Annotated in this window: 19 protein-coding genes, 4 tRNA genes and 1 rRNA gene; all 24 read right to left on the bottom strand. The window is 55.1% G+C overall.

All coding sequences use genetic code 11. The features are described from left to right. Positions 1-4: 4 nt before the first annotated feature. Entirely contained in the window at positions 5-304 is a 300-nt protein-coding gene (rplW, locus tag AC1DQM_RS25125) for a 50S ribosomal protein L23 (protein WP_002555488.1), read from the bottom strand. Further along, positions 301-903, bottom strand: a complete 603-nt coding sequence (gene rplD, locus AC1DQM_RS25130) for a 50S ribosomal protein L4 (RefSeq protein ID WP_003228735.1) — start codon at positions 901-903, stop codon at positions 301-303. The genes rplW and rplD overlap by 4 nt, the downstream gene beginning before the upstream one ends. A gap of 12 nt (positions 904-915) precedes the next feature. Further along, positions 916-1551 (bottom strand): 50S ribosomal protein L3, encoded by a 636-nt coding sequence (gene rplC / locus AC1DQM_RS25135; protein ID WP_003186059.1) that lies wholly within the window; start codon positions 1549-1551, stop codon positions 916-918. An 80-nt stretch (positions 1552-1631) separates the two neighbouring features. Further along, positions 1632-1943, bottom strand: coding sequence for a 30S ribosomal protein S10 (rpsJ, locus tag AC1DQM_RS25140; protein ID WP_003186070.1), 312 nt, complete (start codon positions 1941-1943; stop codon positions 1632-1634). A 158-nt stretch (positions 1944-2101) separates the two neighbouring features. Next, positions 2102-3295, bottom strand: coding sequence for an elongation factor Tu (gene tuf, locus AC1DQM_RS25145; protein WP_007933700.1), 1194 nt, complete (start codon positions 3293-3295; stop codon positions 2102-2104). A gap of 30 nt (positions 3296-3325) precedes the next feature. After that, complete coding sequence (fusA, locus tag AC1DQM_RS25150; protein WP_007933703.1) at positions 3326-5431, bottom strand: elongation factor G; 2106 nt, start codon at positions 5429-5431, stop codon at positions 3326-3328. 30 nt (positions 5432-5461) lie between these two features. Then, on the bottom strand, positions 5462-5932 hold the full coding sequence (rpsG, locus tag AC1DQM_RS25155) for a 30S ribosomal protein S7 (RefSeq protein ID WP_002555493.1): 471 nt from the start codon (positions 5930-5932) through the stop codon (positions 5462-5464). A gap of 118 nt (positions 5933-6050) precedes the next feature. Then, positions 6051-6422: a 30S ribosomal protein S12 gene (gene rpsL, locus AC1DQM_RS25160; RefSeq protein WP_003186084.1), complete on the bottom strand. Its 372-nt coding sequence runs from the start codon at positions 6420-6422 to the stop codon at positions 6051-6053. 217 nt (positions 6423-6639) lie between these two features. Next, positions 6640-10839 carry a DNA-directed RNA polymerase subunit beta' gene (rpoC, locus tag AC1DQM_RS25165; RefSeq protein WP_007933713.1) on the bottom strand — a complete coding sequence of 1400 codons (4200 nt, stop codon included), beginning with the start codon at positions 10837-10839 and terminating at the stop codon, positions 6640-6642. Between the two features lie 64 nt (positions 10840-10903). Further along, a complete protein-coding gene (gene rpoB / locus AC1DQM_RS25170; RefSeq protein WP_018925655.1) occupies positions 10904-14977 on the bottom strand; it encodes a DNA-directed RNA polymerase subunit beta in 4074 nt (1357 codons plus the stop codon). Positions 14978-15197: 220 nt separating this feature from the next. Continuing rightward, entirely contained in the window at positions 15198-15563 is a 366-nt protein-coding gene (rplL, locus tag AC1DQM_RS25175) for a 50S ribosomal protein L7/L12 (protein WP_018925654.1), read from the bottom strand. Between the two features lie 78 nt (positions 15564-15641). Then, positions 15642-16142: a 50S ribosomal protein L10 gene (gene rplJ, locus AC1DQM_RS25180; RefSeq protein WP_018925653.1), complete on the bottom strand. Its 501-nt coding sequence runs from the start codon at positions 16140-16142 to the stop codon at positions 15642-15644. 198 nt (positions 16143-16340) lie between these two features. Next, positions 16341-17036 carry a 50S ribosomal protein L1 gene (gene rplA, locus AC1DQM_RS25185; RefSeq protein ID WP_007933725.1) on the bottom strand — a complete coding sequence of 232 codons (696 nt, stop codon included), beginning with the start codon at positions 17034-17036 and terminating at the stop codon, positions 16341-16343. Then, positions 17036-17467: a 50S ribosomal protein L11 gene (gene rplK, locus AC1DQM_RS25190; protein WP_007933726.1), complete on the bottom strand. Its 432-nt coding sequence runs from the start codon at positions 17465-17467 to the stop codon at positions 17036-17038. The genes rplA and rplK overlap by 1 nt, the downstream gene beginning before the upstream one ends. 117 nt (positions 17468-17584) lie before the next feature. Beyond that, complete coding sequence (gene nusG / locus AC1DQM_RS25195; protein WP_007933727.1) at positions 17585-18118, bottom strand: transcription termination/antitermination protein NusG; 534 nt, start codon at positions 18116-18118, stop codon at positions 17585-17587. A 9-nt stretch (positions 18119-18127) separates the two neighbouring features. Then, a complete protein-coding gene (secE, locus tag AC1DQM_RS25200) occupies positions 18128-18496 on the bottom strand; it encodes a preprotein translocase subunit SecE (RefSeq protein ID WP_007933728.1) in 369 nt (122 codons plus the stop codon). Positions 18497-18541: 45 nt separating this feature from the next. Further along, positions 18542-18617: transfer RNA gene (locus AC1DQM_RS25205), tRNA-Trp, on the bottom strand. Positions 18618-18791: 174 nt separating this feature from the next. Further along, positions 18792-18867 (bottom strand) — tRNA-Thr (locus AC1DQM_RS25210). A gap of 26 nt (positions 18868-18893) precedes the next feature. Further along, positions 18894-18967: transfer RNA gene (locus tag AC1DQM_RS25215), tRNA-Gly, on the bottom strand. Positions 18968-18991: 24 nt separating this feature from the next. Beyond that, positions 18992-19076: transfer RNA gene (locus AC1DQM_RS25220), tRNA-Tyr, on the bottom strand. Positions 19077-19219: 143 nt separating this feature from the next. After that, complete coding sequence (locus tag AC1DQM_RS25225; protein WP_064620713.1) at positions 19220-19660, bottom strand: hypothetical protein; 441 nt, start codon at positions 19658-19660, stop codon at positions 19220-19222. Positions 19661-19667: 7 nt separating this feature from the next. Continuing rightward, entirely contained in the window at positions 19668-20417 is a 750-nt protein-coding gene (locus AC1DQM_RS25230) for a pantothenate kinase (RefSeq protein ID WP_138866385.1), read from the bottom strand. Beyond that, entirely contained in the window at positions 20407-21366 is a 960-nt protein-coding gene (birA, locus tag AC1DQM_RS25235; protein WP_018925649.1) for a bifunctional biotin--[acetyl-CoA-carboxylase] ligase/biotin operon repressor BirA, read from the bottom strand. The genes AC1DQM_RS25230 and birA overlap by 11 nt, the downstream gene beginning before the upstream one ends. Before the next feature lie 135 nt (positions 21367-21501). Beyond that, positions 21502-21594, bottom strand: a 5S ribosomal RNA gene (gene rrf, locus AC1DQM_RS25240); the annotation flags it as partial.

Genomic DNA, 21594 nt, shown 5'->3' on the forward strand with positions numbered 1-21594 from the left:
TTCCTTACTCAGCACTGCTGCTGAAATCGAGATCTTGGCCTGGCTGAAGGGAGATAACTGCCTTCTTCCAGTCATTACGCTTGCCCAGACCGCGAGCAGTGCGCTTGCTCTTACCCAGAACATTCAGGGTAGTAACACGCTCTACTTTCACGCTGAACAGGCTTTCGACGGCCTTCTTGATTTCCAGCTTGGTTGCGTCAGTGGCAACCTTGAAAACGAACTGGCCTTTCTTGTCTGCCAGAACCGTAGCCTTCTCGGAAACGTGCGGGCCAAGCAGAACTTTAAATACGCGTTCCTGGTTCATCCCAGCAGCTCCTCGAATTTCTTCACGGCCGACACGGTGATCAACACCTTGTCGTATGCGATCAGACTAACTGGATCGGAACCTTGCACATCACGCACATCAACGTGCGGCAGGTTACGAGCAGCCAGGTACAGGTTCTGATCAACAGCGTCCGACACGATCAGAACGTCGGTCAGGCTCATGTTGTTCAGTTTGCCCAGCAGGTCTTTGGTTTTCGGCGTTTCAACAGCGAAATCCTGAACCACGACCAGACGATCAGTACGCACCAGCTCAGCAAGGATGGAACGCATTGCTGCGCGATACATCTTCTTGTTCAGCTTCTGGGAGTGATCCTGAGGACGAGCTGCGAAAGTGGTACCGCCGCCACGCCAGATTGGGCTACGGATAGTACCGGCACGAGCACGGCCAGTACCTTTCTGACGCCATGGGCGCTTACCGCCACCACGAACGTCGGAACGGGTCTTTTGCTGCTTGCTACCTTGACGGCCGCCGGCCATGTAGGCCACGACTGCTTGGTGAACCAGCGTCTCGTTGAATTCGCCGCCAAATGTCAGTTCGGAAACTTCGATCGCTTGAGCGTCATTTACATTTAATTGCATGTCAGCTTCCCCTTAACCGCGAGCCTTGGCTGCTGGACGTACAACCAAGTTGCCGCCAGTAGCGCCAGGAACAGCGCCCTTGACCAACAACAGATTGCGTTCAGCGTCCACGCGCACTACTTCGAGGGACTGCACGGTCACGCGCTCAGCGCCCATATGACCGGACATTTTTTTGCCCTTGAATACACGACCAGGAGTCTGGCACTGGCCGATAGAGCCTGGAACGCGGTGGGATACGGAGTTACCGTGGGTGTTATCTTGCCCGCGGAAATTCCAACGCTTGATCGTACCCTGGAAGCCTTTACCTTTGGACTGACCGGTTACATCAACCAGTTGACCAGCAGCGAAGATTTCAGCATTGATCAGATCGCCGGCCTGGTACTCGCCTTCTTCAAGGCGGAATTCCATTACGGTACGACCAGCGGCAACGTTCGCCTTAGCGAAGTGGCCAGCTTGCGCAGCTGTAACACGCGAAGCACGACGCTCGCCTACAGTGACTTGCACTGCACGATAGCCATCGGTCTCTTCAGTTTTGAACTGGGTGACGCGATTCGGCTCGATCTCAATGACCGTGACCGGAATGGAGACACCTTCTTCGGTGAAAATACGGGTCATACCGCATTTACGACCGACTACACCAATAGTCATGTTGTAAACCTCATGAGTGTACGGGGCTTTCACCCGCTATGGCCGCCCATTTCAGAGCGTTACACGACTAAGACCGAGTCTTAGCCGAGGCTGATCTGCACTTCCACACCGGCCGCAAGATCAAGCTTCATAAGAGCATCAACGGTTTTATCCGTTGGCTGGACGATGTCCAGAACGCGCTTATGAGTACGGATCTCGTACTGGTCACGCGCGTCTTTGTTGACGTGCGGGGAGACCAGAACGGTGAACCGCTCTTTACGGGTAGGCAGTGGAATTGGACCACGCACTTGAGCACCAGTACGTTTCGCGGTTTCCACGATTTCCTGGGTGGATTGGTCGATCAGGCGATGGTCAAAAGCCTTCAACCTGATACGGATTTGCTGATTTTGCATTGGATTTCAGACTCCGGCTGCTATTCCCACCGGGCGCAATACGCCCGTTAAAAGGAGGCGCAATTCTATAGACGCCCCCGATAGGTGTCAACCCAATAAAAAAGCCCCCGCTGAGCGGGGGCTTTTTCAAAGCATCGAAGCTATCTCAGAAGAGAAGCTTACTCGATGATTTTAGCTACAACGCCAGCACCAACGGTACGGCCGCCTTCGCGAATAGCGAAACGCAGACCGTCTTCCATTGCGATGGTTTTGATCAGGGTAACAGTCATTTGAATGTTATCGCCTGGCATTACCATTTCAACGCCTTCTGGCAGCTCGCAGTTACCAGTCACGTCAGTAGTACGGAAGTAGAACTGTGGACGGTAGCCTTTGAAGAACGGAGTGTGACGACCGCCTTCTTCTTTGCTCAGAACGTAAACTTCTGCGGTGAACTTGGTGTGCGGCTTAACGGTACCTGGCTTAACCAGAACCTGACCACGCTCCACGTCATCACGCTTGGTGCCGCGCAGCAGCACGCCGCAGTTCTCGCCAGCACGACCTTCGTCGAGCAGTTTGCGGAACATTTCAACACCGGTGCAGGTGGTGACGGTAGTGTCACGCAGACCAACGATTTCCAGTGGATCCTGAACGCGAACGATACCGCGCTCGATACGACCAGTCACAACAGTACCGCGACCCGAGATCGAGAATACGTCTTCGATTGGCATCAGGAACGGCTTGTCAGTCAGACGAACTGGTTCTGGGATGTAGCTGTCCAGAGTTTCAACCAGTTTCTTGACGGCAGTGGTGCCCATCTCGTTATCGTCCAGACCATCCAGCGCCATACGAGCGGAGCCGATGATGATTGGAGTGTCGTCGCCTGGGAAGTCGTAAGTGCTCAGCAGATCGCGCACTTCCATCTCAACCAGTTCCAGCAGCTCAGCGTCGTCTACCAGGTCAGCCTTGTTCAGGAAAACCACGATGTACGGAACGCCTACCTGACGGGACAGCAGGATGTGCTCACGGGTTTGTGGCATCGGACCATCAGCGGCCGAGCAAACCAGGATAGCGCCGTCCATTTGAGCAGCACCGGTGATCATGTTCTTCACATAGTCAGCGTGACCTGGGCAGTCAACGTGAGCGTAGTGACGGATCTTCGAGTTGTACTCAACGTGAGCGGTGTTGATGGTGATACCGCGAGCTTTCTCTTCTGGTGCGCTGTCGATCTTGTCGAAGTCAACACGAGCCGAACCGAAAACTTCGGAGCAGACGCGAGTCAGAGCAGCGGTCAGAGTGGTTTTACCGTGGTCAACGTGACCGATAGTGCCAACGTTGACGTGCGGTAGGGAACGATCAAATTTTTCTTTAGCCACGACAATTAACTCCTTGCCTAAAGGACTGAATCAGCCTTGTTTTTTGGTAACGGTTTCGACGATGTGCGACGGAGCCGTATTGTATTTTTTGAATTCCATAGAGTAGCTTGCGCGACCCTGAGACATGGAACGAACGTCGGTCGCATAACCGAACATCTCGCCCAACGGAACCTCGGCACGAATTACTTTACCGGAAACCGTATCTTCCATACCCAGAATCATGCCGCGACGACGGTTAAGGTCGCCCATCACGTCACCCATATAGTCTTCAGGCGTAACAACCTCTACCGCCATGATCGGCTCAAGCAACTCACCACCACCCTTCTGGGCCAGTTGCTTGGTCGCCATGGAAGCAGCCACCTTAAACGCCATCTCGTTCGAGTCGACGTCGTGGTAAGAACCATCAAACACGGTAGCCTTCAGGCCGATCAGCGGATAGCCGGCAACAACACCGTTCTTCATCTGCTCTTCGATACCCTTCTGGATAGCCGGGATGTATTCCTTAGGAACCACACCACCCACTACTTCGTTCAGGAATTGCAGACCTTCCTGACCTTCGTCAGCAGGTGCAAAACGGATCCAGCAATGACCAAACTGGCCACGACCGCCGGACTGACGAACGAACTTGCCTTCGATTTCGCAGCTCTTCGTGATGCGCTCACGGTACGAAACTTGAGGCTTACCGATGTTGGCTTCGACGTTGAACTCACGGCGCATCCGGTCAACCAGGATGTCCAGGTGCAGCTCGCCCATGCCGGAGATGATCGTTTGACCAGTCTCTTCATCAGTTTTGACGCGGAAAGACGGGTCTTCCTGAGCAAGCTTGCCCAGAGCGATACCCATTTTTTCCTGGTCATCCTTGGTCTTAGGCTCTACGGCAACCGAAATAACCGGCTCCGGGAAGTCCATGCGAACCAGGATGATTGGCTTGTCAGCGTTGCACAAAGTTTCACCAGTGGTGACGTCCTTCATGCCGATCAAGGCCGCGATGTCACCAGCGCGTACTTCCTTGATTTCTTCACGGGCGTTTGCGTGCATTTGCACCATACGACCCACGCGCTCTTTCTTGCCTTTTACCGAGTTGATCACGCCGTCGCCGGAGGCCAACACGCCCGAGTAAACCCGAACAAAGGTCAAGGTACCCACGAATGGGTCGGTAGCGATCTTGAACGCCAGAGCCGCGAAAGGCTCGTCGTCGCTTGCATGACGCTCCATTTCCTCTTCCTCGTTATCCGGGTTGGAACCCTTGATAGCAGGAATGTCGGTAGGAGCAGGCAGGAAGTCGATAACGGCGTCGAGAACCAGGGGAACACCCTTGTTCTTGAAGGAAGAACCGCAAACAGCCAGAACGATCTCACCAGCGATAGTACGCTGACGCAGAGCGGCCTTGATTTCCTCGATGGAGAGCTCTTCCCCTTCGAGATACTTGTTCATCAGCTCTTCGTTGGCTTCGGCCGCAGCCTCGACCATGTTGCTGCGCCACTCTTCAGCCAGCTCTTGCAGCTCGGCAGGAATGTCCTTGCGAACAGGGACCATACCCTTGTCAGAGTCATTCCAGTAGACAGCTTGCATGTTGATCAGATCGATCTGACCCTGGAAGTTGTCTTCGGAACCGATAGCCAACTGGATTGGCACCGGAGTGTGACCCAGACGCTGCTTGATCTGACCGATCACGCGCAGGAAGTTAGCGCCAGCACGGTCCATCTTGTTTACGTAAACAAGACGTGGAACGCCGTACTTGTTGGCCTGACGCCATACGGTTTCCGACTGAGGCTCAACACCCGAAGTACCGCAGAACACAACGACAGCGCCGTCGAGTACGCGCAGGGAGCGTTCAACTTCAATAGTGAAGTCTACGTGGCCCGGGGTATCGATAACGTTGAAACGGTGTTCGTGCGAGTACTGCTTCTCAGAACCTTTCCAGAAGGCGGTGATAGCAGCAGAAGTAATGGTAATACCACGCTCCTGCTCCTGCACCATCCAGTCTGTGGTCGCGGCGCCGTCATGCACCTCGCCCATTTTGTGACTTTTGCCAGTGTAAAAAAGGACGCGCTCGGTGGTGGTGGTTTTACCAGCATCCACGTGAGCAACGATACCGATGTTACGGTAGCGGCTAATCGGAGTAGTACGAGCCATAAAGCCCTCGCAAAATTAGTGAAGCTAAAATTAGAAGCGGTAGTGCGAGAAAGCCTTGTTGGCTTCAGCCATACGGTGCACGTCTTCACGCTTCTTAACAGCAGCACCTTTACCTTCAGCAGCGTCCAACAGTTCGCCAGCCAAACGCAGAGCCATAGACTTCTCGCCGCGCTTACGGGCGAAGTCTACCAACCAGCGCATTGCCAGCGCGTTACGACGGGACGGACGAACTTCGACCGGAACCTGGTAAGTAGCACCGCCTACACGGCGCGACTTTACTTCGACCAGCGGAGCGATGGCGTCGAGAGCTTTCTCGAAGATTTCCAGGGGGTCGCTGTTCTTGCGTTCTTTAACCTTTTCCAGCGCGCCATAAACGATACGCTCGGCAACGGCTTTTTTGCCGCTTTCCATCACGTGGTTCATGAACTTGGCCAGGATTTGGCTTCCGTATTTTGGATCGTCAAGCACTTCGCGCTTGGCTGCTACGCGTCTTCTTGGCATGGATAAGCCCTCAAACGGTCTTCAGGTTCGCTCGGAATCGGTGCCCTTTCGGGACGCCTCCGACCTTACTCTTATCGACTCAGAAAAATAGAAATCGGTTTTTTGCTGCAAGCGACTATTACTTCGGACGCTTGGTACCGTACTTCGAACGACCTTGGTTACGACCTTTAACGCCGGAAGTATCCAAAGAGCCGCGAACGGTGTGGTAACGAACACCTGGCAAGTCTTTTACACGACCGCCGCGGATCAGTACCACGCTGTGCTCTTGCAGGTTGTGGCCTTCACCGCCGATGTACGAGGAAACCTCGAAACCGTTGGTCAGACGCACACGGCATACTTTACGCAGTGCCGAGTTAGGTTTTTTCGGCGTAGTGGTATACACACGGGTGCATACGCCACGACGTTGCGGGCAGTTCTGCAGCGCAGGCACGTCGGATTTCTCGACGATACGCTTACGCGGCTGACGTACCAGCTGGTTGATAGTTGCCATCTACTAGCTCCACTGTTGTCTTGCGACGCTATTGTCTTGCAAGAAAAGCAAAATGGCAGGAACGAATCCCCGCCAAATTTAGGGGTACAAGAGTCTAAAGAGGATCTTGCCCCCAGTCAAGGCAAGGCCCCGACCTCCCCCCCATCCAACCTCGACAAATTGTCTCGACTGGATGAACGGAGCGATCAGGGCCTGCACTCATTTACTACCGCAGAACTCAGTTACCGCTCGAGTTCAGCGCTTCGGTCAGTGCAGCTTCCACTTCACTGGCGCTCACGCGCAACGGTTTGTCAGCATCACGGCGGCGCTTGCGCTCGCTGTGATAAGCCAGACCGGTACCGGCCGGGATCAGACGACCCACGACCACGTTTTCTTTCAGGCCGCGCAGGTAATCGCGCTTGCCGGTTACCGCCGCCTCGGTCAGTACGCGAGTGGTTTCCTGGAAGGAAGCCGCCGAGATGAACGATTCGGTGGACAACGACGCCTTGGTGATACCCAGCAGAACACGAGTGAACTTGGAGACAAATTTGTCTTCATTGCTCAGACGCTCGTTCTCTACCAGCACGTGAGTCAATTCCATCTGGTCGCCCTTGATGAAACTGGAATCGCCGGATTCAGCGATCTCAACTTTACGCAGCATCTGACGCAGGATGGTCTCGATGTGCTTGTCGTTGATCTTCACGCCTTGCAGACGGTAAACGTCCTGGATCTCGTTCACAATGTACTTGGCCAGCGCACTCACACCCAGCAGACGCAGGATGTCGTGTGGATCGCTCGGACCGTCGGAGATAACTTCGCCGCGGTTTACCTGTTCGCCTTCGAAGACGTTCAAGTGACGCCACTTCGGAATCAGCTCTTCGTACGGATCGCTACCGTCGTTCGGGGTGATAACCAGACGGCGCTTGCCTTTGGTCTCTTTACCGAACGCGATGGTGCCGCTGACTTCAGCCAGAATCGAGGCTTCTTTCGGACGACGGGCTTCGAACAAGTCGGCAACACGCGGCAGACCACCGGTGATGTCACGGGTCTTCGAAGTCTCTTGCGGAATACGAGCGATAACATCACCGATCGCGATTTTCGCACCGTCCGCTACACCGACCAGGGCGTTAGCAGGCAGGAAGTACTGAGCAATTACGTCGGTACCCGGCAGCAAGAGATCCTTGCCGTTGTCATCAACCATCTTCACAGCAGGACGGATATCTTTACCGGCAGCTGGACGGTCTTTGGCATCGAGTACTTCAATGTTGGTCATACCGGTCAATTCGTCAGTCTGACGCTTGATCGTGATGCCTTCTTCCATGCCCACGTAGGTCACGGTACCTTTCATTTCGGTAACGATTGGGTGAGTGTGCGGATCCCACTTGGCCACGATTGCGCCAGCGTCGACCTTGTCACCTTCTTTAACCGAAATCACAGCACCGTACGGCAGCTTGTAGCGCTCACGCTCACGACCGAAGTCATCAGCGATTGCCAGCTCACCGGAACGGGACACAGCAACCAGGCAACCGTCCACTCGCTCAACGTGCTTCAGGTTATGCAGACGGACGGTACCGCCATTCTTCACCTGAACGCTGTCGGCTGCGGAGGTCCGGCTTGCCGCACCACCGATGTGGAACGTACGCATGGTCAGCTGGGTACCCGGCTCACCGATGGACTGGGCAGCGATAACGCCGACCGCTTCACCGATGTTCACCTGGTGACCACGAGCCAAGTCACGGCCGTAGCACTTGGCGCAAATGCCGTAGCGGGTTTCGCAGCTGATCGGCGACCGCACGATCACTTCGTCGATGCTGTTCAGCTCGATGAACTCGACCCACTTCTCGTCTACCAGAGTGCCGGCAGGAACGATAACTTCCTCGGTACCTGGCTTGAATACGTCACGGGCGATGACACGACCCAATACGCGCTCACCCAACGGCTCAACAACGTCACCGCCTTCAATGTGCGGAGTCATTACCAGGCCATGTTCGGTACCGCAATCGATCTCGGTCACAACCAGATCCTGCGCCACGTCTACCAGACGACGAGTCAGGTAACCGGAGTTCGCAGTTTTCAACGCGGTATCCGCCAGACCTTTACGAGCACCGTGAGTAGAGATGAAGTACTGAAGTACGCTCAAACCTTCACGGAAGTTCGCAGTAATTGGCGTTTCGATGATGGAACCGTCCGGCTTGGCCATCAGGCCACGCATACCGGCGAGCTGACGGATCTGCGCAGCAGAACCCCGTGCGCCCGAGTCGGCCATCATGTACATCGAGTTGAAGGATTCCTGGTCGACTTCGACGCCATGACGGTCGATGACTTTCTCTTTCGAGAGGTTGGCCATCATCGCCTTGGAAACTTCGTCGTTCGCCTTGGACCAAAGATCGATCACTTTGTTGTACTTCTCGCCCTGGGTTACCAGGCCGGAGGCGTACTGACTTTCGATCTCTTTCACTTCGTCGGTGGCGGCACCGATGATGCGGGCTTTTTCATCCGGGATAACGAAGTCGTTAACACCGATGGAAACGCCGGAGATGGTCGAATAGGCAAAACCGGTGTACATCAACTGGTCAGCGAAGATCACGGTCTCTTTCAAACCAACCACGCGGTAGCACTGGTTGATCAGTTTGGAGATCGCTTTCTTCTTCATCGGCAGGTTGACGACGTCGAAGGACAGACCTTTTGGCACAACCTGGAACAACAGCGCACGGCCGACGGTAGTGTCGACGATACGAGTGTTGGTCACGCTGCCGCCATCACGATCGTTCACGGTTTCGTTGATCCGCACCTTGACCTTGGCGTGCAGTGCGGCTTCGCCGGCACGGAACACACGGTCAACTTCCTGCAGATCCGCGAACACACGACCTTCGCCTTTGGCGTTGATCGCTTCACGAGTCATGTAGTACAGACCCAATACAACGTCCTGCGAAGGAACGATGATTGGCTCACCGTTGGCTGGCGACAGAATGTTGTTGGTCGACATCATCAACGCGCGCGCTTCCAGCTGGGCTTCCAGCGTCAGCGGTACGTGCACGGCCATTTGGTCGCCGTCGAAGTCGGCGTTGTACGCAGCACAGACCAGAGGGTGCAGCTGGATAGCCTTACCTTCGATCAGTACCGGTTCAAACGCCTGGATACCCAGACGGTGAAGGGTCGGTGCACGGTTGAGGAGAACCGGGTGTTCGCGAATTACTTCAGCGAGAACGTCCCAAACCTCTGGCAGCTCGCGCTCGACCATCTTCTTGGCCGCTTTGATGGTGGTAGCAAGACCACGCATTTCCAGCTTGCCGAAAATGAACGGTTTGAACAGCTCGAGAGCCATCTTCTTCGGCAGACCGCACTGGTGCAGACGCAGGGTCGGACCTACGGTAATTACCGAACGACCGGAGTAGTCAACACGCTTACCGAGCAAGTTCTGACGGAAACGACCTTGCTTACCCTTGATCATGTCAGCCAGGGATTTCAGAGGACGCTTGTTGGAACCGGTGATAGCGCGGCCACGACGACCGTTGTCGAGCAGTGCGTCGACGGCTTCCTGCAACATACGCTTTTCGTTGCGCACGATGATGTCCGGAGCGGACAGATCAAGCAGGCGCTTCAAACGGTTGTTACGGTTGATCACTCGACGATACAGATCGTTGAGGTCGGAAGTCGCGAAACGACCGCCATCCAATGGGACCAGTGGACGCAGATCTGGCGGCAGAACCGGCAGAACGGTCAGCACCATCCACTCTGGCAGGTTGCCGGAACCCTGGAAGGCTTCCATCAACTTCAGACGCTTGGACAGCTTTTTGATTTTGGTTTCGGAGTTGGTTTGCGGAATCTCTTCACGCAGACGGCCAATCTCGTGTTCCAGGTCGATAGCGTGCAGCAGTTCACGGACAGCTTCGGCACCCATGCGGGCATCGAAATCGTCGCCGAACTCTTCCAGCGCTTCGAAGTACTGCTCGTCGTTGAGCAGCTGACCCTTTTCAAGGGTGGTCATGCCTGGATCGATAACGACATAGCTCTCGAAGTAGAGAACGCGCTCGATATCACGCAGGGTCATGTCCATCAGCAAGCCGATACGGGACGGCAGCGATTTCAGGAACCAGATGTGGGCTACTGGCGAGGCCAGCTCGATGTGCGCCATGCGCTCACGACGAACTTTTGCCAGCGCGACTTCAACGCCGCACTTCTCGCAGATCACACCACGGTGCTTCAAGCGCTTGTACTTACCGCACAGGCACTCGTAATCCTTTACCGGGCCAAAGATCTTGGCGCAGAACAGGCCGTCACGCTCAGGTTTGAACGTACGGTAGTTGATGGTTTCCGGCTTTTTAACTTCACCGAACGACCACGAACGGATCATCTCAGGCGATGCCAATCCAATACGGATGGCGTCGAACTCTTCGACTTGACCCTGGTTTTTCAGCAAATTCAGTAGGTCTTTCAAGGCCTTTCCTCCTGGCGGAGCAGAGAGCGGGCAATCCTGCCCCGCTCTCGATTCGCGTCACGTGTTATTCGGTTTCCAGATCGATATCGATGCCGAGGGAACGAATTTCCTTGATCAACACGTTGAAGGACTCGGGCATGCCCGGCTCCATACGGTGATCGCCGTCCACGATGTTTTTGTACATCTTGGTCCGGCCGTTCACATCGTCCGACTTCACTGTGAGCATTTCTTGCAGAGTGTAAGCAGCACCGTATGCTTCCAGTGCCCAGACCTCCATCTCCCCGAAACGCTGACCACCGAACTGCGCCTTACCACCCAGCGGCTGCTGGGTAACCAGGCTGTACGAACCGGTAGAACGAGCGTGCATCTTGTCGTCTACCAAGTGGTTCAGCTTCAGCATGTACATGTAGCCAACAGTAACCGGGCGCTCGAACTTGTTGCCGGTACGGCCGTCGGTCAGCTGCATCTGGCCGCTTTCTGGCAGGTCTGCCAGTTTCAGCATGGCCTTGATTTCGCTTTCCTTGGCGCCGTCGAACACTGGAGTGGCCATTGGAACGCCGCCACGCAGGTTCTTCGCCAGATCCAGAATTTCCTGGTCGGAGAAGCTATCTAGATCTTCGTTACGACCGCCGATCTGGTTGTAGATCTCGTCCAGGAAGGTGCGAAGTTCAGCAACCTTACGCTGCTCTTCGACCATCCGGTTGATCTTCTCGCCCAGACCTTTGGCCGCGAGGCCCAGGTGGGTTTCAAGGATCTGACCAACGTTCATACGCGAAGGTACGCCCAACGGGTTGAGGACGACGTCGACCGGGGTGCCATTGGCATCGTGCGGCATGTCTTCAACCGGCATGATCACGGAGACCACACCCTTGTTACCGTGACGACCGGCCATCTTGTCGCCCGGCTGGATGCGGCGACGGATTGCCAGGTAAACCTTGACGATTTTCAGCACGCCTGGAGCCAGGTCATCGCCCTGCTGCAGCTTGCGCTTCTTGTCTTCGAACTTGTCGTCCAGCAGACGGCGGCGATCAACGATGTAGGCCTGAGCCTTCTCGAGCTGCTCGTTCAGAGCATCTTCAGCCATGCGCAGCTTGAACCACTGGCCGTGCTCAAGACCGTCGAGAACTTCGTCGGTGATTTCCTGACCTTTCTTCAGACCGGCGCCGCCTTCGGCTTTGTGGCCGACCAGAGCGGAACGCAGACGTTCGAAAGTAGCGCCTTCAACGATACGGAACTCTTCGTTCAGGTCCTTGCGGATCTCGTCGAGTTGAGTCTTCTCGATCGACAGTGCACGAGCATCACGCTCAACGCCGTCACGGGTGAAGACCTGTACGTCGATGACAGTACCCTTGGTGCCGGTAGGCACACGCAGGGAGGTGTCTTTAACGTCGCTGGCTTTTTCACCGAAGATCGCACGCAGCAGTTTTTCTTCCGGAGTCAGTTGGGTCTCGCCTTTCGGAGTAACCTTACCTACCAGGATGTCGCCTGCGCCTACTTCAGCACCTACGTAAACGATACCGGCTTCGTCCAGCTTGTTCAGTGCAGCTTCACCCACGTTCGGGATGTCTGCAGTGATTTCCTCTGGCCCAAGCTTGGTGTCACGCGCCACACAGGTCAGTTCCTGGATGTGGATCGTGGTGAAACGGTCTTCCTGAACAACACGCTCGGACAGGCAGATGGAGTCTTCGAAGTTGAAGCCGTTCCATGCCATGAACGCGATGCGCATGTTCTGACCCAGAGCCAGTTCACCCATATCGGTGGACGGACCGTCGGCCATGATGTCGCTGCGCTGAACCCGATCACCTTTGCTCACCAGCGGACGCTGGTTGATGCAGGTGTTCTGGTTGGAGCGGGTGTACTTGGTCAGGTTGTAGATGTCGACACCAGCTTCGCCGGTTTCAACTTCATCATCAGCAACACGAACCACGATACGGCTGGCGTCGACGGAATCGATCACGCCGCCACGACGAGCCACGACGCAAACGCCGGAGTCGCGAGCCACGTTACGTTCCATGCCGGTACCTACCAGCGGCTTGTCAGCACGCAGGGTTGGTACAGCTTGACGCTGCATGTTCGAACCCATCAACGCACGGTTGGCGTCGTCGTGCTCGAGGAACGGGATCAGCGACGCAGCAACCGAAACTACCTGCTTCGGCGACACGTCCATCAAGGTGACATCTTCCGGCGCCTTGACGGTGAACTCGTTCAAGTGACGAACAGCTACCAGCTCGTCGATCAGGACTTTCTTGTCGTTCATCGTGGCCGAAGCCTGAGCGATCACGTGATCAGCTTCTTCGATGGCAGACAGGAAAACGATCTCGTCGGTGACCAGAGCGTCTTTCACCACGCGGTACGGGCTCTCGAGGAAGCCGTACTGGTTGGTGCGCGCATAGGCGGCCAGGGAGTTGATCAGACCGATGTTCGGACCTTCCGGCGTTTCAATCGGGCATACACGACCGTAGTGAGTCGGGTGTACGTCACGGACTTCGAAGCCTGCACGTTCGCGAGTCAAACCGCCTGGGCCGAGTGCAGAGACACGACGCTTGTGGGTGATCTCGGACAGCGGGTTGTTCTGGTCCATGAACTGGGACAGCTGACTGGAACCGAAGAACTCTTTCACCGCCGCAGCCACTGGCTTGGCGTTGATCAGGTCTTGCGGCATCAGGCCTTCGCTTTCCGCCATCGACAGACGCTCTTTGACCGCACGCTCAACACGTACCAGGCCAACGCGGAACTGGTTCTCGGCCATTTCGCCTACGCAGCGAACACGACGGTTACCCAGGTGGTCGATGTCATCGACGATGCCTTTACCGTTACGGATGTCGACCAGAGTCTTCAGAACCGCGACGATGTCTTCTTTGCACAACACGCCCGAACCTTCGATCTCGGTACGACCGATACGACGGTTGAACTTCATCCGGCCGACCGCAGACAGATCATAGCGCTCAGGACTGAAGAACAGGTTGTTGAACAGTGTCTCGGCAGCGTCCTTGGTTGGCGGCTCGCCTGGACGCATCATGCGATAGATCTCGACCAGCGCTTCCAATTGGTTGCTGGTGGAGTCGATCTTCAGGGTGTCAGAGACGAACGGACCGCAGTCGATATCGTTGGTGTACAGAGTTTCGATGCGAACAACGCCCGCCTTGGCAATTTTTGCCAGGATTTCGGTGTTCAGCTCGGTGTTGCACTCTGCCAGGATTTCGCCGGTAGCCGGGTGCACGATGACCTTGGCGGTAGTGCGACCCAGGACGTAGTCCAGAGGCACTTGCAGCTCTTTGATCCCGGCTTTTTCCAGCTGGTTGATGTGGCGAGCGGTAATACGACGACCTTGCTCGACAATAACCTTGCCTTTGTCATCCTGAATATCGAGGACAGCAATTTCACCACGCAGGCGCTGAGGCACCAGTTCCAGGCTGAGGTTTTCACCCTGCACATGGAAGACGTTGGTGGTGTAGAACGCGTCCAGCACTTCTTCAGTGGTATAGCCCAGCGCGCGCAGCAGTACCGATGCAGGCAGCTTGCGGCGACGGTCGATACGCACAAATACGCAATCTTTCGGGTCGAACTCGAAGTCCAGCCACGAACCGCGGTAAGGAATGATGCGCGCGGAGTACAGCAGTTTGCCGGAGCTGTGCGTCTTGCCACGGTCGTGGTCGAAGAACACGCCCGGGGAACGGTGCAGCTGGGAAACGATTACACGCTCGGTACCGTTGATTACGAAGGTACCGTTCTCAGTCATCAGGGGGATTTCACCCATGTAGACTTCTTGCTCTTTGATGTCCTTGATCGCTTTGTTCGACGATTCTTTGTCGAAAATGATCAGGCGCACTTTTACCCGCAAAGGTACGGCGTAAGTTACACCGCGCAATACGCATTCTTTGACATCAAATGCCGGTTCGCCCAGGCGATAACCGACGTACTCCAGCGCAGCATTGCCGGAGTAGCTGATGATCGGGAAAACGGATTTGAAGGCCGCATGCAGGCCCACGTCGCGGAACTGATCTTTAGTCGCTCCCGCTTGCAAGAATTCACGATACGAATCCAGCTGGATGGCCAGGAGGTACGGCACATCCATGACGTCCGGCAACTTGCTAAAGTCCTTGCGGATACGTTTTTTCTCAGTATATGAGTAAGCCATCAGCGTTCCCCAGCTTGGTCACCTGCTTGTTTGGCCCCTCCCGACGGGAGCAGCCAGAAAATCGTGCAAACCCCATGGTTTGCGCCACCACATCGGGTGGATACAGCTCGTTACCAGCACCGACCCAGTCGGCTGCCAATAACGGAAAAAGGCCGGTGGCAAGAGCCACCAGCCATCAGCCTTTCGCTTAACGCTCGGGCTGGAGGAGCAAAGTCGATGCTTATTTCAGCTCGACTTTAGCGCCTGCTTCTTCCAGAGCTGCTTTGGCTTTGTCAGCTGCGTCTTTGGCAACAGCTTCCAGAACCATGGCAGGAGCGCCGTCAACTACAGCCTTGGCTTCTTTCAGGCCCAGACCGGTCAGTTCACGTACAGCCTTGATCACGTTAACTTTCTTCTCGCCAGCTTCGGTCAGCATGACGTTGAATTCAGTTTGCTCTTCAACAACAGCGGCAGCAGCAGCTGGACCAGCAGCAGCAACAGCAGCGGTAACGCCGAAGGTTTCTTCCATTGCTTTGATCAGCTCAACAACTTCCAGAACGGTTTTCTGGCCGATTGCTTCGATGATTTGTTCGTTAGTCAGAGACATGACTTGAATCCTGTATTGGGGTGACAGCTTACGCAGCCATCAAATTAAACATATGATTTTGAAAGGTCTCGCTGTGCCTTAGGCAGCAGCAGCTTCTTTCTGGTCGCGAACGGCTGCCAGGGTACGAGCCAGCTTGCTGGTAGCGCCTTGGATCACGCTCATCAGTTTCGCAATAGCTTCGTCGCGGGTCGGCAGGGTAGCCAACACGTCGATCTGGTTAGCGGCAAGGAACTTGCCATCAAACGCAGCTGCCTTGATCTCGAACTTGTCCTGACCCTTGGCGAACTCTTTGAAAATCCGGGCAGCAGCGCCTGGATGTTCTTTGGAGAATGCAATCAGGGTAGGGCCGGTGAACACGTCGTTGAGGACACTGAATTCAGTGTCAGCAACAGCGCGCTTGAGCAGGGTGTTACGTACGACACGTACATAAACGCCAGCTTCACGAGCCTCTTTACGGAGTCCGGTCATCGCGCCTACTGTTACGCCACGGGCATCAGCCACGACAGCGGACAGAGCGACTTTGGCAGCCTCGTTGACTTCAGCGACGATGGCCTTCTTGTCTTCGAGTTTAATTGCCACGGGTTTAACTCCTGCTTGTTACCGTTTCATCCAGTCGAAACCGGATGTCGTTTTGGTGTCTGATTCGGTAAGGAACCGGGAGCACCATCTGCGTAGGCTTGAGGTTTAAGACTTGCGTCGCCTACGGTCTTGGATAGCCCCCGCCAGGCAGGGACCCCAATCTTTCAATTGGCGCAATTACTTGCGCCAACCTGCGTCTTACGCGTCGAGCGAACCCTGGTCGATGACCAGACCTGGACCCATAGTAGTGCTCAGGGTAACGCGCTTGACGTAAATACCTTTCGAGGAAGCTGGCTTGATACGCTTCAGATCAGCGATCAGGGCTTCAACGTTTTCCTTCAGCTTGACGGCATCGAAGCCGACTTTGCCAACGGAAGTGTGGATGATGCCGTTTTTGTCGGTGCGATAACGAACCTGACCAGCCTTGGCGTTTTTAACCGCGGTAGCTACGTCTGGAGTTACTGTGCCGACTTTAGGGTTAGGCATCAGACCACGTGGACCGAGGATCTGACCCAACTGACCTACAACGCGCATTGCATCCGGGGATGCGATCACTACGTCATAGTTCAGGTCGCCGCCTTTCATTTCGGCAGCCAGGTCGTCCATACCTACACGGTCAGCGCCGGCAGCCAGAGCGGCCTCGGCAGCTGGACCCTGAGTGAACACAGCAACGCGAACGGTCTTGCCGGTACCGTGCGGCAGCACGGTAGCGCTACGAACGACCTGGTCGGATTTACGCGGGTCAACACCCAGGTTCACAGCTACGTCGAACGACTCGCTGAACTTGACAGTCGACAGCTCGGACAGCAGAGCAGCAGCGTCTACAAAGTTGTAGGCCTTGCCTGCTTCGATTTTGCCGGCGATAGCCTTTTGACGCTTGGTCAGCTTAGCCATTACACACCCTCCACGTTAAGGCCCATGCTACGAGCAGAACCGGCGATAGTACGCACGGCTGCTTCCATATCAGCTGCAGTCAGATCCGCGTTTTTGGTTTTCGCGATTTCTTCCAGCTGAGCACGAGTCACAGTGCCAACCTTAACGGTGTTCGGACGAGCGGAACCGCTAGTCAGACCAGCCGCCTTCTTCAGCAGAACCGAAGCAGGAGTGGATTTGGTTTCGAACGTGAAGCTACGGTCGCTGTAGACAGTGATGATCACTGGAGTCGGCAGACCTGGCTCAAGACCCTGAGTACGGGCGTTGAAAGCCTTGCAGAATTCCATGATGTTCACGCCGTGCTGACCCAGAGCAGGACCAACAGGTGGGCTTGGGTTAGCCTGAGCGGCCTTCACTTGCAGCTTGATGTAAGCGGTAATCTTCTTGGCCATGAGGCACTCCAATTACGGGTTCAAACGCCTCGAAAGGCTCCCCGGTTACTTGCGCGTTTATCCCAGTGACGACAAAACCCCACAGCCTAGGGCTGCGGGGTTGGGATGCTTGCTCAGCTAGACCTTTTCGACCTGACTGAACTCCAACTCTACCGGAGTAGAGCGACCGAAAATGAGCACCGCCACTTGGATCCGGCTCTTTTCGTAGTTAACCTCTTCAACCGTGCCGGTAAAATCGGCAAACGGCCCGTCGTTGACACGTACCGACTCACCCGGCTCGAACAACGTCTTCGGCTTCGGCTTGTCGCTACCATCAGCAACGCGACGCAGAATCGCTTCTGCTTCTTTATCTGTGATTGGTGCAGGCTTGTCGGCAGTACCACCGATGAAGCCCATCACCCGAGGAGTATCCTTGACCAAGTGCCAAGTACCCTCGTTCATGTCCATCTGAACCAGCACATAACCAGGGAAGAATTTGCGTTCGCTTTTGCGCTTCTGGCCATTACGCATCTCAACCACTTCTTCAGTGGGAACCAGAATTTCGCCGAAGCCATCTTCCATGCCAGCCAGCTTTACGCGCTCGATCAACGAACGCATGACATGCTTCTCGTAACCGGAGTAAGCATGCACAACGTACCAACGCTTAGCCACGGGACACCCTTAGCCGACGATCAAGGAAACAAGCCAACCGAGCAGGGAATCAAGCCCCCACAACAGCAACGCCATAACCAGAACAACAGCCACAACGATCAACGTGGTCTGCGTAGTTTCTTGGCGAGTTGGCCAAACGACTTTACGAATCTCGGTGCGCGCTTCCTTAACCAGTACAAAGAAAGACTTGCCCTTAACCGTCTGCAGGCCTACAAAGGCAGCTACAGCAGCAATGACCAGCAAAGCGAGCACGCGGTACAGGATCGGCGAAGCAGAGTAATACTGATTGCCAACAACGCCAACAATCACCAAAGCAACTACTACCAGCCACTTGAGTAGATCGAAGCGAGAGCCTTGAGCTTCAGCTTTAGGAGTCATCTATGAAGATCCTGTGAAAAGAAAGCCAGACACACCTGGTGAATCTGGCAGGTCAGGAGGGAATCGAACCCCCAACCTACGGTTTTGGAGACCGTCGCTCTGCCAATTGAGCTACTGACCTAAAACAAAATCAGGCCGACCATTATGCCGGCCCGAAAAAGACTTTACAACAATTTACTCATCGATCCTGGCCATGCACACCAGCACCAAAGATGCACAGCACCCTCTCAGGCAACAACGCGCATCTACAAGCCATTAAAACAAAGGCAGATATTTTCATATCTGCCTTGTTATATGGAGCTCTTGAGCGGATTTGAACCGCTGACCTCACCCTTACCAAGGGTGTGCTCTACCAACTGAGCTACAAGAGCGTAACACTTTGCAGGACCTGCAAACCTGGAGCGGGTAGCGGGAATCGAACCCGCATCATCAGCTTGGAAGGCTGAGGTTCTACCACTAAACTATACCCGCGGAGCTTGCAGCTCTCGCTAAAAATGGTGGAGGGGGAAGGATTCGAACCTTCGAAGTCGTAGACGTCAGATTTACAGTCTGATCCCTTTGGCCGCTCGGGAACCCCTCCTAAGCGAGCCGGCATTCTATACTATGCCAGCCTTCTGTCAAGCATTTTCTCATTAAAAACCTGAGGTTAGCTGCGTTGACCTCGCTTCGCACCGTCAACCTTTAAAAGGTCTTCACTGCGAAGCGGGCGCCATTCTATGCAAACTATTCGACAGGTGCAACCCCCTCACACGGCATTATTTTATGTTTTAACTCATTGAATTCTTTAGAAAGGCTTTGCAACTGCAAGTCATCCAGCAAACGCCGGCTTTCCGGCGCCACACGCACCCAGTAACCCGCATATTCAGGGAGATCCTTCGGCAAGGGCTGAAACTTGATGTCCATGCCACTCAATCGATGCTCGATTGCCTGAGCGACTTCCTGCCGGGCAGAACCGCCCAGATAGAGACAACTGCTTTCTGTCTGCGTGGATTTTCCTTTATCTCGGGTCGTATCAGTCGCCTCACTCAACAAACGAATGTCCTGCTGAGAGCCCCGATACATACTCAAGGGGGTCACATCCTTCGCGCGAAGCGGGGCCTCCTGTTGGTGCCAGACGTAATAGAACACATTGAGAACAAGCAGCAGCAGGAACAACCAACGCATAAAAACCTCAAGACAAGGGACACGCCATAGCCAACCCTACAAACACCAGATCTGGAACCACCCTGGCCCCAGGCACAATCTCGGAGACCAGATCAGCATCTCCTCCTGTGAGGAATACAGCGAAATCCTCCCCCCAATAGCTGCGCGCCAAATCTAGCTGAGCCTGAACAAAGCCCCTCAACATCAGCACACAACCTCGCTCGACCGCCTCGACGGTAGTACGCCCAGGAACAAGACTCTCCAAAGCGCGCTCGGCAGCAAGGTCGCCATAGCGGATTCTACGGGTATGAGTACGCAACTGGTTACGCATTAAGGGCATTCCCGGACAGATGAAGCCTCCAAGATGCTCGCCATCCCTAGCGACAAAATCAGCAGTGACCGCGGTACCGAAGTCGAGCACCAGACAAGCACCTGGAGCCAGGTGAAATCCTCCGAGCATTGCAAGCCAGCGATCAAGTCCTAGCCGCTCGAACTCTTCATAGCCATTACGAACCCCGGACATTTCGCGAGCCGGTGTGGCGCACACCACGGAAACGCCGAAAGCCTCTGTCAACGAAGAGATCAAGGCTCCGGTTTCTTCAGCGGTTCTGACACTCACTAACCGACAATGCTTGAGAGCGAGCCCCTTGAGCCCCTTCAAACTCTCAAGCAGCGCGAGATCCGAATCAACGACACCCTCACCAACCACCCGCCCGACATCCGCGCCGAGCACACGCCACTTGATGAAACTGTTTCCACAATCGAGCTCAAGTATCATCACGCAACCTCAGGCTGAGCTCACCACCACTAAAGACTTTTTCCACGCCATCCACCTTCAAGCGCAAGGCACCCTGACCATCGATACCCAACACCTCTCCATCTATCTGACTAGCTCCAGCAATCAACGACACGGCGCGCCCCTGCCATAGATGATTTTGCTCCCACTCCGCCCGGATAGCCGGAAATCCGTCGACCTGGTGGCGACTCAAGTAGGCCCGGAGCATCACCCCCAACTTCGCAACCAGGTGATTGCGATCAACCGCCTTGCCCGACTCGAGCCGCATGGACGTCCACTGCTGGTCAACCTCATCAGTCATCTGCATGTTCACATTGATCCCGACACCGATCACTACGTGACACACATCTGCAGGATCGCCCACTAATTCGAGCAATATTCCAGCAATTTTTTTCTGACCAACCAGAACATCATTAGGCCACTTCAAACCCGCGCCTGAAATACCAAGCTCTCGCAAGGCCTGCAGTACGGCGAGCCCAACAACTAGACTCAAGCCTTCCAGTTGCCGCATCCCACCCTCAATGCGCAACACCAGGCTGTAATAGATGTTTTCTGCGAACGGACTCACCCACTTGCGTCCACGCCGTCCGCGACCGGCCGTTTGCCGCTCGGCAAGCACCAGAAATGGCGCGATCTGGCCACGCTCGATAGCGCGCAAAGCTTCAGCATTGGTAGAGTCAATTGAGTCGAGGACCAGGATGGGCCACTCACAGGAAGGCTCACGCGCGCATATCTCGACAGGATCAAGCAGCGTCAATGGCGCAGCCAGCTGATAGCCGCGACCGCGCACTTTATGAATGGATAAGCCGAGCTCAGCCTCCAAATGCTGAAGCTGCTTCCATACAGCGCTACGACTGACGCCCAAGGCGACGCCCAGGGCCTGGCCCGAATGGAATCGACCATCCTTAAGAAGCTTTAACAACGTCAGCATGCAAGTCTCGCCTCACAATGAGGCCCGCATGATAGCCATGCACCGAGCAGTTGCATAGAAACCCTAAACGTCAGTTTTCCTGCGGGCAAAACAAAACCCCTACCTGCATACGCAGATAGGGGTTTCGGAATTTAATCTTGACGATGACCTACTCTCACATGGGGAAACCCCACACTACCATCGGCGATGCATCGTTTCACTTCTGAGTTCGGGATGGGATCAGGTGGT

Source organism: Pseudomonas sp. 01L34 (assembly GCF_056400265.1).

Excerpts from the sequence above, each read along its gene's own strand:
- rplW (WP_002555488.1), bottom strand. The coding sequence starts at position 304 with ATGAACCAGGAACGCGTATTTAAAGTTCTGCTTGGCCCGCACGTTTCC.
- rplD (WP_003228735.1), bottom strand. The coding sequence starts at position 903 with ATGCAATTAAATGTAAATGACGCTCAAGCGATCGAAGTTTCCGAACTG.
- rplC (WP_003186059.1), bottom strand. The coding sequence starts at position 1,551 with ATGACTATTGGTGTAGTCGGTCGTAAATGCGGTATGACCCGTATTTTC.
- rpsJ (WP_003186070.1), bottom strand. The coding sequence starts at position 1,943 with ATGCAAAATCAGCAAATCCGTATCAGGTTGAAGGCTTTTGACCATCGC.
- fusA (WP_007933703.1), bottom strand. The coding sequence starts at position 5,431 with ATGGCTCGTACTACTCCGATTAGCCGCTACCGTAACATCGGTATCGTT.
- rpsG (WP_002555493.1), bottom strand. The coding sequence starts at position 5,932 with ATGCCAAGAAGACGCGTAGCAGCCAAGCGCGAAGTGCTTGACGATCCA.
- rpsL (WP_003186084.1), bottom strand. The coding sequence starts at position 6,422 with ATGGCAACTATCAACCAGCTGGTACGTCAGCCGCGTAAGCGTATCGTC.
- rpoB (WP_018925655.1), bottom strand. The coding sequence starts at position 14,977 with ATGGCTTACTCATATACTGAGAAAAAACGTATCCGCAAGGACTTTAGC.
- rplL (WP_018925654.1), bottom strand. The coding sequence starts at position 15,563 with ATGTCTCTGACTAACGAACAAATCATCGAAGCAATCGGCCAGAAAACC.
- rplA (WP_007933725.1), bottom strand. The coding sequence starts at position 17,036 with ATGGCTAAGCTGACCAAGCGTCAAAAGGCTATCGCCGGCAAAATCGAA.
- rplK (WP_007933726.1), bottom strand. The coding sequence starts at position 17,467 with ATGGCCAAGAAGATTACCGCTTACATCAAGCTGCAAGTGAAGGCCGCT.
- secE (WP_007933728.1), bottom strand. The coding sequence starts at position 18,496 with ATGACTCCTAAAGCTGAAGCTCAAGGCTCTCGCTTCGATCTACTCAAG.
- AC1DQM_RS25225 (WP_064620713.1), bottom strand. The coding sequence starts at position 19,660 with ATGCGTTGGTTGTTCCTGCTGCTGCTTGTTCTCAATGTGTTCTATTAC.
- AC1DQM_RS25230 (WP_138866385.1), bottom strand. The coding sequence starts at position 20,417 with ATGATACTTGAGCTCGATTGTGGAAACAGTTTCATCAAGTGGCGTGTG.
- birA (WP_018925649.1), bottom strand. The coding sequence starts at position 21,366 with ATGCTGACGTTGTTAAAGCTTCTTAAGGATGGTCGATTCCATTCGGGC.